At 58.4% G+C, this 15,067-nt stretch carries 15 protein-coding genes; 4 read left to right on the top strand and 11 right to left on the bottom strand.

From position 1 onward, the window contains the following. Nucleotides 1–91: 91 nt before the first annotated feature. Genes C0039_RS09920 through C0039_RS21195 form a run of 8 tightly spaced genes read right to left on the bottom strand, consistent with a single transcriptional unit; the run spans nucleotide 92 to nucleotide 7,289 of the window. Nucleotides 92–856 carry an enoyl-CoA hydratase/isomerase family protein gene (locus tag C0039_RS09920; RefSeq protein ID WP_076001262.1) on the bottom strand — a complete coding sequence of 255 codons (765 nt, stop codon included), beginning with the start codon at nucleotides 854–856 and terminating at the stop codon, nucleotides 92–94. Continuing rightward, complete coding sequence (locus C0039_RS09925) at nucleotides 849–1,523, bottom strand: nitroreductase (protein WP_076001261.1); 675 nt, start codon at nucleotides 1,521–1,523, stop codon at nucleotides 849–851. Before C0039_RS09925 ends, C0039_RS09920 begins: the two co-directional genes overlap by 8 nt. Before the next feature lie 49 nt (nucleotides 1,524–1,572). Further along, nucleotides 1,573–2,442, bottom strand: a complete 870-nt coding sequence (locus C0039_RS09930; RefSeq protein ID WP_232335004.1) for a crotonase/enoyl-CoA hydratase family protein — start codon at nucleotides 2,440–2,442, stop codon at nucleotides 1,573–1,575. Nucleotides 2,443–2,444: 2 nt separating this feature from the next. Continuing rightward, entirely contained in the window at nucleotides 2,445–4,073 is a 1,629-nt protein-coding gene (locus C0039_RS09935; protein ID WP_076001260.1) for an acyl-CoA synthetase, read from the bottom strand. A gap of 9 nt (nucleotides 4,074–4,082) precedes the next feature. Next, nucleotides 4,083–5,246: a thiolase domain-containing protein gene (locus C0039_RS09940; RefSeq protein WP_076001259.1), complete on the bottom strand. Its 1,164-nt coding sequence runs from the start codon at nucleotides 5,244–5,246 to the stop codon at nucleotides 4,083–4,085. Further along, nucleotides 5,246–6,304: a lipid-transfer protein gene (locus tag C0039_RS09945; RefSeq protein ID WP_076001258.1), complete on the bottom strand. Its 1,059-nt coding sequence runs from the start codon at nucleotides 6,302–6,304 to the stop codon at nucleotides 5,246–5,248. Before C0039_RS09945 ends, C0039_RS09940 begins: the two co-directional genes overlap by 1 nt. Before the next feature lie 4 nt (nucleotides 6,305–6,308). Next, on the bottom strand, nucleotides 6,309–6,824 hold the full coding sequence (locus C0039_RS21190) for a Zn-ribbon domain-containing OB-fold protein (protein ID WP_076001257.1): 516 nt from the start codon (nucleotides 6,822–6,824) through the stop codon (nucleotides 6,309–6,311). Between the two features lie 12 nt (nucleotides 6,825–6,836). After that, on the bottom strand, nucleotides 6,837–7,289 hold the full coding sequence (locus C0039_RS21195) for a Zn-ribbon domain-containing OB-fold protein (RefSeq protein ID WP_076001256.1): 453 nt from the start codon (nucleotides 7,287–7,289) through the stop codon (nucleotides 6,837–6,839). A 205-nt stretch (nucleotides 7,290–7,494) separates the two neighbouring features. Between C0039_RS21195 and C0039_RS09960 the strand changes: the two genes are divergently transcribed. Beyond that, entirely contained in the window at nucleotides 7,495–8,400 is a 906-nt protein-coding gene (locus C0039_RS09960; protein ID WP_076001255.1) for a VOC family protein, read from the top strand. 52 nt (nucleotides 8,401–8,452) lie between these two features. Here the strand turns inward: C0039_RS09960 and C0039_RS09965 are convergent, their stop codons facing one another. Then, a complete protein-coding gene (locus C0039_RS09965; protein ID WP_076001254.1) occupies nucleotides 8,453–9,205 on the bottom strand; it encodes an ABC transporter substrate-binding protein in 753 nt (250 codons plus the stop codon). A 161-nt stretch (nucleotides 9,206–9,366) separates the two neighbouring features. Here C0039_RS09965 and C0039_RS09970 point away from each other — a divergent pair, with 161 nt between their 5' ends. Further along, nucleotides 9,367–9,837: a YbjN domain-containing protein gene (locus C0039_RS09970; RefSeq protein ID WP_076001253.1), complete on the top strand. Its 471-nt coding sequence runs from the start codon at nucleotides 9,367–9,369 to the stop codon at nucleotides 9,835–9,837. A gap of 1 nt (nucleotide 9,838) precedes the next feature. On the opposite strand, the gene C0039_RS09975 is transcribed toward C0039_RS09970, so the two are convergent. Both C0039_RS09975 and C0039_RS09980 read right to left on the bottom strand, forming a co-directional pair. Further along, the gene (locus C0039_RS09975; protein WP_101517974.1) at nucleotides 9,839–10,681 is read right to left on the bottom strand and encodes an SDR family NAD(P)-dependent oxidoreductase; all 843 of its coding nucleotides are present in this window, start codon (nucleotides 10,679–10,681) and stop codon (nucleotides 9,839–9,841) included. 30 nt (nucleotides 10,682–10,711) lie between these two features. Then, on the bottom strand, nucleotides 10,712–11,731 hold the full coding sequence (locus C0039_RS09980) for an AraC family transcriptional regulator (RefSeq protein ID WP_101517975.1): 1,020 nt from the start codon (nucleotides 11,729–11,731) through the stop codon (nucleotides 10,712–10,714). A 146-nt stretch (nucleotides 11,732–11,877) separates the two neighbouring features. Here C0039_RS09980 and C0039_RS09985 point away from each other — a divergent pair, with 146 nt between their 5' ends. Together C0039_RS09985 and C0039_RS09990 are read left to right on the top strand one after the other, a co-directional pair. Beyond that, a complete protein-coding gene (locus C0039_RS09985) occupies nucleotides 11,878–13,512 on the top strand; it encodes an AMP-binding protein (RefSeq protein ID WP_101517976.1) in 1,635 nt (544 codons plus the stop codon). Between the two features lie 16 nt (nucleotides 13,513–13,528). Next, on the top strand, nucleotides 13,529–15,049 hold the full coding sequence (locus tag C0039_RS09990; RefSeq protein ID WP_101517977.1) for an aldehyde dehydrogenase family protein: 1,521 nt from the start codon (nucleotides 13,529–13,531) through the stop codon (nucleotides 15,047–15,049). Nucleotides 15,050–15,067: the final 18 nt, after the last annotated feature.

Raw genomic sequence — 15,067 nt, forward strand, 5'->3', positions numbered from 1 at the left:
AGGTCACGCACCGATGCAGCTTAGCAGAATGCGATGTAAAAATGACTTGGATACACTAAATTTGAATGAACCAGGCAATCTGCAGCCTGGGTCACAGGCGACGAAACTCTGGCTTGCGTTTTTCCATAAACGCGGTGATCGCTTCAATATTCTCGGCAGAACCTGCCTGGCGTGCCATGGCTTCCTGCTCAAATGTCATAGCGGCCTTGATGGCTGGAAGATGATGCATGCGCAAGCTGCGTTTGATTTCGCGCAGCGCATTGACCGGCCATTGGGCGATCTCCTGCGCTGTAGCCAGCGCCTGCTTCATAACGTTTTCATCTGGCAGCACGGCCGCGACAATGCCCGCGTCCAGCGCTTTTTGCGCATCGATCCACTGCGCGGTGTAAAACAGTTCCGCGGCCCGTTGCGCACCGATATTAGCCTGCAGCATATAGCTGCTACCCCACTCCGGCGCGAGCGCCAGACTGGCGAACGGCAGTCGCATGCGCAGCGACTCACCGGCATACACCACATCGGCATGGAACAGGACAGTGGCCCCGCCGCCGACGGAGACCCCTCTCACAGCAGCCACAAGCGGCTTGTCGAACTCGGCCACCGCCAGCGCCGCTGCATTGAACAATGCCTGCGGGTCCGCGTCGCCCTCGCCAAAGCTGGTGAGGTCTACGCCAGAACAGAAGTGCTCACCCGCGCCAGTCAGTAACGCGCAGACGACGGAGTCGTCAGCGGCAGCCCGGCGGAATGCATCGTGAATTTGCTGCCACATTGCGCCATTGATCGCGTTCTTCTTTTCTGGTCGGTTGAGCGTGACCAACAGCACCCCGTCCCGGTTTTCTGTGAGCACAAAGTCAGTCATGAAAGTGAACGGTATCGCTTAGCAGGGCGCGGTCGGTAACGCAGCGGTTCACCGGTGCATCGGGATCCGGGTGACCGAACGAAATACCGAACATCAATTTGTTGCTGGCATCAATTTCAAGCACTTCGCGAACCAGGTCTGCCTGGAAACTGAGCGCTGTCTGCGGGCAGCTGCCCAGGCCATTGGCAGCCATTGCCAACATCAGTGTTTGCGCATACATCCCCAGATCTGCAGCCTCGCGCAGACCAAACGGCTCAGGAAGAAACAGGAAGGCCACATGGGGAGCGCCAAAGAAGGTGAAATTTTCCATGAACTGCTCATGCCTTCGTGCCTTGTCCTCCCTGGCTATACCGGCGGCGTCGTATAGCGCCTGGGCTGATCCGTGCTGCCGCTGCTTGTACACGCCCTCGTATACACCGTCATAGGGAAAGTCCAGGGACATCTCGCCCTGCATAAATCGCGACGGCATCTCCTTGCGCAGCGTTTCAACTGCGTCGCCCGAGGCGACATGCGTCTGCCAGGGCTGTGTGTTGCAATTACTTGGCGCACGTTGGGCCGCGCCAAATACCGCTTCCAGCGTTGCCGTGTTCACCGGCCGTGGCAGGAACGCTCGCAAGGAACGACGCTCTGTAACAATGGTTTCGAAAGCCTTGCTTAGTTCAGACATGTCCTGTGACTCTTCGCTCTGATGTGGGGAGCGCTATTATGCGCAGTACTTAGCTGCCGGTAAACTCGGCTGCACGTTTCTCCTTGAATGCGCGCATACCCTCTTTCGCGTCTCTTGATGCAAAAACAGGCCCAGCAAGCTCGTCTGAAGCCAGCATAGCTTCTTCTTCTGACATACACTCCTGGTGCTCGCGCAGTGAGGTAACCACCGCCTTCACTGCCAGCGGTCCGTTGCGACAGATTTTTTCAGCATACTCCCTGGCCGCATCAAGAGTCGTGCCAGCCGGGACGACTTTATTCACCAGTCCAAACGCCAGCGCCTGTTGCGCACTGATGTGTTCACCGCAAAGCAGCATTTCAGCTGCCAGGCAGTAGGGTATTTGCCGACGCAGACGAATGGTGGAGCCCGACATAGGGTAGAGACCTCGCGCCACTTCAGTAATGCCAAATACGGCGTTGTCGGCAGCGACCCGTATATCTGTCCCCTGGAGAATCTCTGTTCCACCGGCCAGCGCATAACCCTCAACCGCGAGGATGAGCGGCTTACGGGGTCGGTTGTCTCGCAACAGTGCCTGCCAGTGTACATTGGGCACTTCCGCCATCAGTGCCATAAACTCTTCGGTAGCACCGTGCTGGTCATCCGCCCCCGCCTTCAGGTCCATGCCTGCACAGAAAGTGTCGCCATTGGCCGTCAGAATGGCGCAATAAAGATCGTCGCTCTCGTCCAATAAACGCCAGGCCTTGTAAAGACCCAGCAGCATCTGCGAATTGAATGCGTTCTTTGCCTCCGGTCGATTGAGCGTGACCAGCAACACATTGCCTTCTTTTTCTACGATGCAGGTTTCGGTACTGATATCCAGTTCAGCCATAATGTCTCCAATAATTTCAGACCTGCCCAGCATGCCGCCGGCGATGTTCACGCTCAATCGATGCGATAGTCACCTGACAGCGCTAGTGCCAGTGCCTGCGGATAGGCGGGCTTGCCGCTGGGTGCGCGCGGGACCTCCTCAACCACGTGCAACTCCCTTGGCAGCTTGTAACCGGCGATATGCTCGCGCGCATGCTCCTGCAACGCGTGCAGGCTCAGTTGCGCATCACCGCGAGTCGCAACAACCGCCGCGACCTTACTGCCAAAGCGCTCATCCGGCGTAGCAACGACCAGACAGTCAAAAACTGCCGGGTTCGCTTTGAGTGCCTGCTCCACCTCTTCCGGGAAGATTTTTTCTCCGCCGCTATTAATGCAATTTGAGCCACGACCATAAACGGTAATGGTATCGTCCTCTTCCAGGCGCGCTTCATCACCCAGTAGCAGCCATGATTTTCCGTCGACTTCCACAATGGTTTTTGCGGTTTTCTCAGGGTCATTGTAGTAGCCCCTGGGGATGTGTCCGCTGCGGGCAAAGATACCCATTTCACCACGGGCAACATGTCTGTGAGGCTCACCTTCTGCATCCGCAATCACCGACATGAACTCGCTCTTGGTCACATTGCCAAGGCCCTGCCCTTTTTTGCCACCACCATCCATACCCATGTTGCCACTTTCTGAGGAGCCAAAGGAGTTGGTGATGAACACGTTGGGAAAATGAGCCTTGAAGGCTTCCTGCTTGGACTCAGAGAAAACAGCGCCGCCCGAACCTACATTGAACACCGAGCTGAGGTCCCACCTTCCTTCATTCGCTTCCAGGGCATCCAACAGAGGGACGGCCATCGCGTCGCCGACAATAGAAACAGCGTTCACTTTCTCCGCCTCGACAATATCCCAGACCTGCTCACCCACCAGCGACCTGTGAGGGCTAAGCACTACCGTGTTGCCCGCCAGCAACTGGATGCAGGCATACCACCAGCAAGCACCATGCATCAAAGGCGCCAGCGCCATGCCTACAATGGGAAAATCGCCGACCCTGTCTGCAATCTGCTCTGGCCGGGTAATGGCACCATCCGGGTGGAACCATCCGCCACCACCCATGGCCGCATAGAAAACCGCCTTATGCGGCCACATTACGCCTTTGGGCATGCCCGTCGTACCGCCGGTATAAAGAATGAACAGGTCATCATCTGCCCGCTCACCGAAGTCACGCTCGTCACCACAGTCGGACAGGGCCTGCTCATATTCCACTGAGCCAATCGCACCGGGGTCCTCGGTGGACCCGTCTTCAACGTAAACAAAGGTGTGCAAATCAGGCGCGGCGTGGCGAATTTCAGTAATGTGCGGGAGAAACTCCCGATTGTGCAGACAGGCCACCATGTCTGCATTGTTGAAAATATACAGCAGTTCCTCATCTACATACCGGTAATTGACGTTGATCGGCACCGCGCGAATCTTGAAGCAGGCCAGCATGCCCTCCAGGTATTCGTTACAGTTATAGAGGTACAGGCCCACGTGATCCCCGGCCTTTACGCCGCGAGATAAAAGGTAATGCGCCAACCGGTTGGCCCGGGCTTCAAGCTCCTTGAACGTCGCGCGCTGGTCACCGCAGACCAACGCATCGCGCGTGGGCACCTTGTCAGCGACCATTTCGTATAGATCGGCCAGATTGAAATGTTTTTTCATGTCCAGACCCTACTCCTTGTTTGCGCCGACTACCCACATGGCAAAAAACTGCGCCCCGCCCCCGTAGGCGTGGCCCAGGGCCAGCCTGGCGCCTTTGACCTGGTGATCACCGGCATCGCCGCGTACCTGTCGCGCTGCTTCTGCAAAGCGGATCATGCCCGAGGCGCCAATAGGGTTGGATGATAAAACTCCGCCAGAGGGGTTCCAGGGTATATCACCGTCCTCGTCAAGCGACGTGGCACCCTCCAGGGTAAGCTTCCAGCCCTCGCCCTCAGGTGCAAAGCCGAGGTTTTCCAGCCACATGGGCTCGTACCAACTGAAGGGCACGTAGACTTCGGCGCAGTCCAGGTCACGCCGCGGGTCAGTAATACCCGCCTGGCGGTAGACATCCGCGGCACAGTCCCTGCCCGCCTGCGGATTGACCTCATCCCGGCCTGCATACATGGTCGGCTCAGAGCGCATTGCCACGCCGCGTATCCACGCTGGAGGCTTGGGGCCCTGTTCAGCCAGCTCTTCACAGGCAATGACCATGGCGCAGGCGCCATCAGAAGAAGGACAGGACTCCAGGAAACGGATCGGGTCCCAGAGCATGAAAGAGTCTTCAACCTCCTTCATGGTTATATCGGGACGCTGCAGGTGAGCCAGGGGATTGCGTGCACCGTGCAGGCGATCCTTGACCGCCACTTTGATGCCAACGTTGTAGGGCGCCTCCGAACGACGCATGTATTCGCGAATAATGGGCGCAAAGTAGCCGCCCGCTCCCGCGTTGAGGTGCGTGGAGAACGGCTGTGGACTGGACAGTGCCCACATGGCATTGGACTCAGACTGTTTCTCGAATGACACCGTCAGCACGCGCTTGAACGTGCCGCTCTGCACGTGGGACGCCGCGACGATGGCGGTCGACCCACCTACCGAGCCCGCTGTGTGCACGCGCAACATGGGTTTGCCATTACAGCCCAGGGCGTCGGTCAGATAGGTCTCGGGCATGATGACGCCCTCGAACATATCCGGCGCTTTGCCGAGAATGACTGCGTCGATCTCGTCCCAGTGCAGGCCGGCGTCCTGCAGCGCGTTCTGCGCGGCCTCCCGCACCAGCCCGGCGATGGAGACATCCTCACGTTTGGTTGTGTACTTGGTCTGGCCGATACCGACCACAGCTGCCAGGTTCGCCATTACGCCTTCTCCACTACAGTGACCAGGTTATGCTGCAGGCAGGGCCCTGAGGTCGCGTGGGCCACACCACGCTCTGCCTCTCCGCTGACGACGCGCTTGAATACCTCACCTATCCGTGACAGACCAGAGGCCATCATCAGATTGCCGGCGAGCACCCCGCCACTGGGATTCACCGACGTACTGCCTTCAAGCCCCAGGGCCCGGCTGAGAATGATCTCCTGATGACTGAAAGGTGCGTACAGTTCCGCCACGTCAATTGCGCCGGCACCCACGCCCGCTCCTTCTGCGGCCTGACGCGTGGATACAGAATCGGTGAGGTCACGCATGCCCAGGTTGTGCGTTTCGATGCGGTGATCTATGCCTGTAATCAGCGCATAGGGCACGCCCCATTCCCTGGCCTTGTCTACCGTGCAAATAATCATCGCCGCCGCTCCATCGGAAACGGGGCAGCAATCTGCCTTGCGCAGCGGGGACAGGTAGGTTTCTTCAGCCAGAACCTGCTCTACACTGACGTCGCCGGCCAGCTGGGCTGCGGGGTTACGCATTGCATTGCGCCGGGAACGGGAGACAACTTCAGCCATATCGCGTTCGGTAAGCATGCCCTGGTCCAACATTAGCCTGGCCTGCATCGCCGCCAGCGAGACCGTGTCTATCCACTGCGGTGCCAGGTAATAGGGATCCAGTTGTTGCGACAGCACAACAGGCAGCTCACCCGGGGAGGATTTACCAAAGCCATAGACCAGCGCCGAATCGGCATGCCCCATGCGCAGTTTCAGAATGGATTCATACAGCGCCCAGGCTGCATCCATCTCAACGTGAGACTCCTTGATCGGTGGCACGGCACCCAGGGCATCGACGCCGGCGACAAATGCAAACGCGGCACCCTGCAGGTAGTCACAGCTGCCGGAACAGACAAAGTCCACATCCTGGGCGTTGTTGATGCCAACCTGTTGGTACACTTCATTCAGCACCGGCATTATCATTTCGACTTCGTTGCAGGCCCCCGCATCTGCCACAGCGCGGGACTGGTGGAAGGCAACAATCGCAATATCTCTCATCGGCTCAACCCTTCCAGCCACTGACCGGTAGTTTGCCGATCTGGCCCACAGGCACATCGGCCTCGTCGATCGGCTTGAAATAGCGGATATTATCCATGGCGTAGTCCCACTCTTCTTCAGGCTTCCACACCGCCTGCACACGCTGTCCTATGCGCACATCCTCATTGACGCATTCGCTCATCAGGTGAATGAAAGATATGTTGGCGCCATCCGCGACCAGGTTGGCAATAATGTAGGGCGGCTGGATGGGATTATTGGGGATAGGGATAGACACTATCGTAAAGGACTGCACAGTCGCCTTGTCGGACAACACCACCTCTTCTTCGGTGGCCACGCCGCAGGCTGCACAGGAGCCGCGAGGGGGAATATACACCTGATCGCAACGCGGACAGCGCTGGCCGGTAAGCACACCTTTCTTGACCTGGGAGAGAAAGCGCGCAGGCCCCGCTCCGGCGGTGAAGTTGTATTTCAGGTATATGGGCACTTCGATGCCGGTTACCGGTTCCTGTTGTTCGCTCATGGTCTGCTCCCTCTATACCAGCTCGAAACCGGCGATATCGTTGATTGATCCCGTGGTTTCCTCGGCCCAGCGCACACGGACACGACTGCCAGTGTTGATGTCAGCTTCCCTGTTCGCCTGCACCCAGTGCACCATGGGCACGTCGGCACCATCGAGGCGGATCATCGCCCAGGCGAAGGGCTGATCACTGGGGTGCGCTTCTCGCGGGTGCTTCACCCAGGCCCAGCTGACCACTTCGCCCTCTTCGCTCACGTCGACAAATTCACTGAGTGCTTCGGCGGTGCCCGGGTCGTATTCCATCGGCGGTACAATGACCCGCCCATCGCTGCCCCGGTTGCCCACAACCTGCCGCTCACGCAAGCCGGTAAGGAAGCGTCCCACGACGGGGCCGGTGGAGCGGGTGTAGGTATAGCCAAGCTCAAAAGCCTGGTTGAGAATCTCTGACTCTGAATCTGACTCCGGCACGGGCTGCGTTCTCCTTCTGATCCTGCTTGATAGCCTCTCAGTATCAGAGCAATGACTTTTTCGCTCAATGACCCATCTAATCAACTGCAAGTGACTTTTCAGATCATTATGGTGAACCGCCATTGCTTTAACCGGAATAAGGGATGGCGCGACGAGAGGATTGGCCCATAATGCGTGCATCGAAATTTGACCGCAGGAGAAACACATGTCTGTTTCAGCTTCAGGCTACTTACGAATAGGCGCCACCGACGTGGCGGCGTGGATGGACTTTGGCACGGACGTGCTGGGATTAATGGATGCCCGGCGCGAGGACCCCGCCGGGGCGCGCTTCCTGCGCATGGACGACCACCCTTTTCGCCTGATGGTCGAGCCAGCAGAGGCAGATGGCCTGATCGCCGCCGGTCTCGAGTTTCCCTCTGAGGACGCCTGGCAGCGCACCTGCGAGGCAGTCGCTGAAAGCGGGCAATCGGTTACCCCGGGCTCAGCCGAGGAAGCCAAAAGACGCGGCGTAACCGCTTTCGCAACAACCGCAGACCCCGCCGGCAATACCCTCGAGCTGTACTGGGGACGCGAACTCGACTACACCCCCCTGGTTTCACCGCAGGGGGTCCCGGGCTTTGTCACCACCTACCAGCAGACCGGTGATCTTGGCTTCGGGCACATAGTGCTTCCCGCGCCGGACATCGACGCCACCGCCAGTTTTTATACCAACGTCATTGGCATGGGACTGACCGACACCCTTTACCCTCCGGGCATGGATGGCATCAAGATACAGTTCTATCATGCCAACAACCCCCGTCAGCACTCCCTGGCCCTGTTCAATGGCCCCCACCCTCTGGGCGTGGTGCACATCATGGTGGAAGTGGAGACGATGGATGAGGTGGGTCGCACAATGGATCGGGCCGAAGCCGCCGGATCGCACTTCCTGGCCACGCTGGGCAGGCATGTCAACGACAACATGTGCTCTGTTTACTTACTGGCGCCGGGCGGCATCGCCGTGGAATACGGGTACGACGGCATGCTGATTGACTGGGAAACGCATGTACCCACCGTCAGCACCGAAGGCGACCTGTGGGGGCACGATTACAGCTTCCCGGATGTAAACGAGTAACGCTCATTTCGCTGCCCCGGGCCTCTCCTCGAGGCTCAGGGCAAGCGGTTCATCACTGCACCTCTACGGTCACCGGGATCCACCTGTTCAGTATGTACTGCAGCGTACCGTTACTCTGCATCAATTGCAGCGCCCTGTTCAGGTCTGCGGCAAGCGCGTCGTTTCCAATGGCGACGGCCCAGGCCAGCATCTCCTCGGTTAGCGGCGAGTAGAGGCTTATCAAATCCCCGTTTTCCTTGCCATTCGCCAACTGCCAACTGGTCGGCGCGTCATGGATGTACAGGTCGATAACGTCCTTGCGCAGGCCCTGAAAGGCCTCATCTGAATTGGCGAAGAAGCTGAGCTTCGCATCCTGCAATTCACGCTCTGCAAAGGCAGCGCCTGTGGTGCCTGGCTCCACACCGATGCGCACGCCCTCGCGATAGACCGACCACGGCTGGGAGAATCGCCCGAGCTTGCTTTTATGCATAATCGCCATCTGACCAACCCGCATATAGGGGTCGGTAAACTGCACCTGCTGGCTGCGCTGAGCTGTTACGCTGAGCCCGGACATCAGCACATCCACTTTGCCCGACTCAAGTGCTGGAATAAGCTCATCGAAAGGCAGCTCCACTATCTCAACCTTGCGCGACAGAATTTCGCCTACTGCAGTGGCATTGTCGGCCTCAATGCCGACATAACGACCGGCCTGCTTGAAATCAAGCGGCGGATAATCCGCGGACATGCCGACGCGTAAAGTGCCAGCGGACAAGGCGTGGGAGCTGAGCATCAGCAGGCTGATAGCCAACAGGTATTTTTTTAACATGGGTACTCTCTGCAATAGATGAATCGGCCAACACTGCTGACTTTATCATCAGCGCCACGCTGACCACGAGAAAATTTTGCCTTCAGCCAACGCGGACTTTGCTTGGGACACCCGGCTATCTGCCGTAGAATGTCAGCCTCACGTCCCAGGACCAGATCACCATGAGCTCACCCCAACTACTTGACAGGGCCACACTGGAAAGCTGGCTGGCCGAGGCCAGAGTCGACTTTTACACCTGTGGTCGATGTGAAGGTTTGCATCTGCGTGCTCTGCAGGAGATGGAGGGGGTCATCGACAGCCGGCTCTTCCTGGAGCCATGGGGGTTACTGCTGACCACTGAACTGGAGATCCGCCCAATGGCCCTGCTGCCACTGGCGGCGGACCTGGGCCGCCTGAACATGGACTATCCCACGTTAAAATTGTTCCAGGACGTGGTGGATGACGCCACGCCACAACTGGTGGCCGCAGGCACCCAACTGGGCGGGGCGGGCGTTACGCTGGAGCAGTTCGCAGGCTTCGTGGCCAATACCGTCTCGGCTACCCGGCAGGTGGGCGCAGAGTGCCTGCAACTGAATTACCTGTTCGCTGAAGCCGGTGCGGATGTCCAGTCCGGCTCCAACGCGTTGCACTGAATCAGGCCCCACGCAAGCGGTTAAGGCCGAACCGTTTGATCATCAGCGCATCGAACGCCTTTAACGGCAACAGTCGCTTCAGTGCGACCAGTTGCACGCTGCCGCGCCCTCCGCGGATAACCGGCGGTGGATCCTTGCGCAGCAATTTATCCACTACTGGTTTGATGAAGTCATCTGTGGGCGTGGCATTTTGCTGGCCCGCCTGGGCACGGGCACGTACGTCGGCCTCGATAGGCTTGTATACAGAGTCCTCCGGCAGGCGAATCCCCTCCTCGGCATGATCACCAAACGATGAGCGCACACCGCCAGGCTGAATGGTGATGGTGCGAATACCGAGCGGACTCGCTTCCATGCGCAGGGCGTCGGTCAACGCGTGCAGACAGGCTTTGCTGGAGCAATACGCACCGGCAAATGGCGTGGTGAACAAACCGACAATGCTACCCACGTTGACGATATCAGCGACGCCGTTGGCAGCGACCGCGGCGCGCAACAGTGGCAGCGCCGCACGGGTCACGGCGATAGGCGCGATGACGTTGGTTTCATACTGTTTACGCAAGTCCTCTCTGTGCAGGTCAAGAATGGCACCCACCTGCGAAAAGCCGGCATTATTAACCAGCATGTCCAGGCGACCAGCCTCATTCTTTACCTGTGACATTGCCGCGGCGATACTCTGGTCATCATTGACATCCAGGGCGAGCGTTTCAAGCCCCGCCTCCGCCAGCCCCCCCAGGGTTTCGGGTCGCCTCGCCGTCGCATAAACGGTCATGCCACGTTTGTGCAGTTCCAGTGCGAGGCTGCGTCCGATACCAGTGGAGCAGCCAGTTATCATTACAATTCTTGTCATCGCCAGTTTTTCCCTGTTTTGTTCAATGGCTCACGCTGTCCAGTTGCCCTGCTCTGCCCATTTTCTGGGAGACACACCATACCAAGTGCGAAAGCTGCGGCTGAAGGCGCTCAGCTCGCTGTAGCCCAATACCATAGCCAGTTGCGTCAACTGCATATCGCCTCGCCGCAAGTGAAACGTGGCGATCTCTTTGCGCACGCGTTCGAGTATCTGCCGGAAACTGCTCTGCTCTGCTTCCAGCCTGGCCTGCACAGTACGCGTATTCATGGCCAGTGTGCGCGCTACCAGGGGCAGGTTGCAATCGCCCGTGGGCAACAGGCGTCTCACGATGTCCTCCACCACCGCGGAGGTAGATTGCGCCTGGCTGTTCGGCTGGTCAGAAAAGTAGCTACCCAGCACCGAGCGCAGTTCGTCGCTTCGGCCCTGCAGTGGCTGTTCCAGGTAATGCGGACGAATATAGGTTTCCAGTGCGCCGGAACCTGAATCAAACCCAATGCGGCGGGCAGGTAGTTCGCTGTACACCGAGGTGTCTTGCGGCTGCGGGTAAGGAAAAATTATTTCTTCGGCGCGAAATTCAGCCCCGCAGAACTGACGCATGATATTGCTGGTGATACCTGCGGCCACATCATAGACCTGCCGCGTTCCCGGCTGGTCATTCCGCGGCAGCCCATAGCTGATCATCGCTGATTCGAGGTAGCGGTAAATACTCACCCGGCCATAGGTATCGTGAATCCGGTAGAAGTGGGACAGGGTCTGCCAGGCGTCGCCCACAGTATCAGCCTGGGTCATGATCATACCCACGGTTCCCAGTGTCTCGGCATTACCTCGCCTGGACATGAGCAGACCGAAATGCGGGGCATTGGTCACGTCCGCTGCCCGCCCCATCAGCTGCATATAACTGGCATAGGGAAGGAATGTTCCGCGGATGCTGACGACTTCCGGCGCCACGTCGGCCTCGCTTAACAGCAACCCGGCATCTGCGCCAAGCGACTCAGCCGTGCTCTCGAAAAACTCAAGTACGCCACCACGGATGTAGGACTGCAGCTGCATGGATCAACCATAAGCGATGATTCTCTTGCGCAAATTGTCAAAAGATCAGCGTAAATTGTCAAGCTATACGCGCATTAGCGTCTACACTAACCAACAGCTGCCATACGCGCTGTCCGACGATACCAATTAGAAAGGAGCCGATAGCGATGACCACCACTGTGCAAACGCCACTGGAAATGTTTTACCGCTGGGAGCGGGAGACTCCGGAGAAAGTCTACCTGCGCCAACCCAAAAACCTGGAATGGACTGAGCTGACCTGGTCCGACGTTGCCAACCGGGTGCGCCGCATTGCCGCCTTCCTCAGGGCAAAACAATACCCCGAGGGCAGCCGCATCGCCATCTGGTCGTCCAATAGCATGGACTGGCCTATCGTTGACCTTGCCATCATGCTGGCCGGGCACATCAGCGTTCCCATTTACCCCGGCCAGGACGTGGAATCCGCCCACTACATTTTTAATCATTCCGGTGCAAAGCTGGTTTTCTGTGGTGATTTTGACCAGCACGCACGCGCCACTGAAGCGCTGGTAGACGGCATGGACACCGTGGCCATGCTGGGCTGCAAAATCAGCACAGATGTCAGTCTTGATGAGATTTACCAGACCTTCGAGCCTTATTCTGATTCGCCTGTACCCGACGGCGAGGATATCTTTACCATCATCTATACGTCTGGCACCACGGGTAACCCCAAGGGCGTGATGCACATGTACCAGACCCCGGGGCACGTGGTGCCGGCACTCGCCAAGGCCTTCAGGCTGGGCGACGGGCCGGACGACTTTTTCTCTTTTTTGCCGATGTCCCACGCCGCCGAACGCATTGTCGTAGAGTTATGCAGTCTCTACGCCAACGCCACCATCTCATTTTCAGAGGGGTTGGAAACATTCGGCGATGAAATCCGCTCCGTGCAACCCACCCTGTTCTTTGCCGTACCTCGCCTGTGGGTCAAGTTCAAGGAGGGCGTGGACGCCAAACTGCCACCCGAGGCCCAGGCACAGCTCACCGCCGAACAAAAAGCGGGCATCGCCCAGATGCTGGGACTGGGGCGGGCACGATTCATCCTTACCGGGTCCGCACCCTGCCCCCGTGATGTGCAGGACTGGTTTCTGGATAAGGGCATTGCCCTGCGCGACGGCTATGGCATGACCGAAAACTTCATTCACGGCATTGCCTGGACCAGGGACGACCAGCCCATTTCTGGCTGTGTCGGCCAGCCGATGGACGACAGCATCCAGGTACGCCTGTCTGATACCGGTGAAATTCAGTTCAAGAGCAAGGGGCTGATGAAAGGCTATTACCTGGACCCCGAGAAAACCGAGGAGGTTTTCGACGACGGCTGGTACTGCACAGGTGACTCCGGTAAGTTCGATGAACAGGGCAACCTCTGGGTAACCGGCCGGGTGAGCGAGGTATTCAAAACCTCCAAGGGCAAATTTATCGTCCCCACTCGCCTCGAAACCCTGTTCGGCAGAGCCCCCACCCTGGCGCAGTTTTGCTGCATGGGTCATGGACTGGACCAGCCCATTGTGCTGGCGACGCTGTCAGAACTGGGAAAGGAGCGTGGACGCGAGGCCCTGCAGGCGGAGCTGAGTACTGCCCTCGACGAAATCAATGCCGAGGTCCCTGCTCACGAGCGCGTGTCCGACCTGTTCATCACCGATGAATGGACCATTGGCAACGCCCTGCTTACGCCGACCATGAAACTGAAACGCAAGCATATCGAAGACCAATACCGCGAACTCGTCCAACAACACCTGGGCAAGGGCCGCATCCACTTTCTGGACTAGCAGCGAGGAAACAACCATGCCGGAAATACAACAATACCCCCTGATTATTAATGGTGAACGCTGCGAACCTTCCAGCGGCGACTATGCCGATGTCATCAACCCCGCTACCGGAACGGTCACCGCCCGCGCTGCCATGGGCGATAAGATAGATGTCGACAAAGCTGTGGCCGCCGCCCGCGCTGCCTTTGACAATCGCGAGTGGCGAGAGATGTCTCCCGCGGACCGTTCCAGGGTGCTTTATAGCTGCGCCCATGTGGTGATGCAGAACGCCGCCGAATTGATTGGCCTGGAGATCGCCTGTTCCGGCGCCACCCTGAACCGCGCCAGCAATCTCGATATCCCCGCGGTCGCGGATTTGTGGATGAACCTGGCAGAGGCGGTGAAAACCTATCCCTTCGTTACCACCCAGTCACCACGGCCCCTTCCCGAGCAATGGCATTCACAGATATTTAAAGAGCCAGTGGGCGTCTGCGGCCTGATCACGGCGTGGAACTTCCCGCTGTTGTTGTTCTCCTGGAAAGTGGGCCCGGCACTGGCTGCCGGTAATACTATCGTCCTTAAACCCTCCGAGCTCACCCCGACCTCCTCCATCCGTTTGGCGGAATTACTGCAACAGGTACTGCCACCTGGCGTGCTGAACGTGGTCAATGGTGACGGTGCCCACGTCGGTGACGCCATGACCCTGCACCGCGATATCGACAAGATCTCCTTCACCGGCTCCACCCGGGTCGGTCGTATTGTGCAAACCAACTGCGCCTCCACCATGAAGCGCTGCACGCTGGAGCTGGGCGGCAAGGGCCCCGGTATCGTCATGCCTGATGCCGACCTGGACATGGTTGCCCAGGGCTCCCTGTGGGCGGTGTATATGAATGCCGGCCAGGCCTGCGAGTCAGGTACCCGGCTGATTGTGCACGAGGACGTCTATGAAGAGCTTTTGCAAAAACTTGCAGAACGCTCGGCACAGGTCATCGTCGGGAATCCAGCAGAGCCTGCGACCGGGGTGGGCCCTATGTCCACCGAGGCGCACTTCCATCGGGTGATGTCCTACATCCAGTCAGGCGTTGACGAAGGGGCACGGCTCATTTGTGGAGGCAGTCCGGCCACCGTCGCCGGCTGCGAAGGCGGTTTTTACATCCAACCCACGGTGTTAGCCGATGTGACCAATGACATGAAGGTGGCGCGAGAGGAAATATTCGGTCCGGTGTTATCAGTGATCAAGTATACCGATATTGAAGAGGCCATTACCCTGGCCAACGATACCGAGTACGGCCTGTCGGCAGGCATCTGGACAGGCGACCTGGTGCGGGCGCAACAACTGGCCCGGGAACTGCGCGCAGGGTCGGTTTGGGTGAACGACTGGCACATGATGCGCACGGATGCTCCCTTTGGCGGTTACAAGCAGAGCGGCTATGGCCGTGAACTGGGCGCCCAGAGCATCGACGCCTACGTGGAGACCAAGGCGGTGCAGATGTCGTTTGAACGCATTCCCGAGCGCAAGGCCATGCAGCGCATCGTTCACACTACCCTCGGTCAATAACGCGAGTTTCAACGGAGT

The organism is Pseudohalioglobus lutimaris (genome assembly GCF_002866825.1).
Taxonomy (GTDB): Bacteria; Pseudomonadota; Gammaproteobacteria; order Pseudomonadales; family Halieaceae; genus Halioglobus; species Halioglobus lutimaris.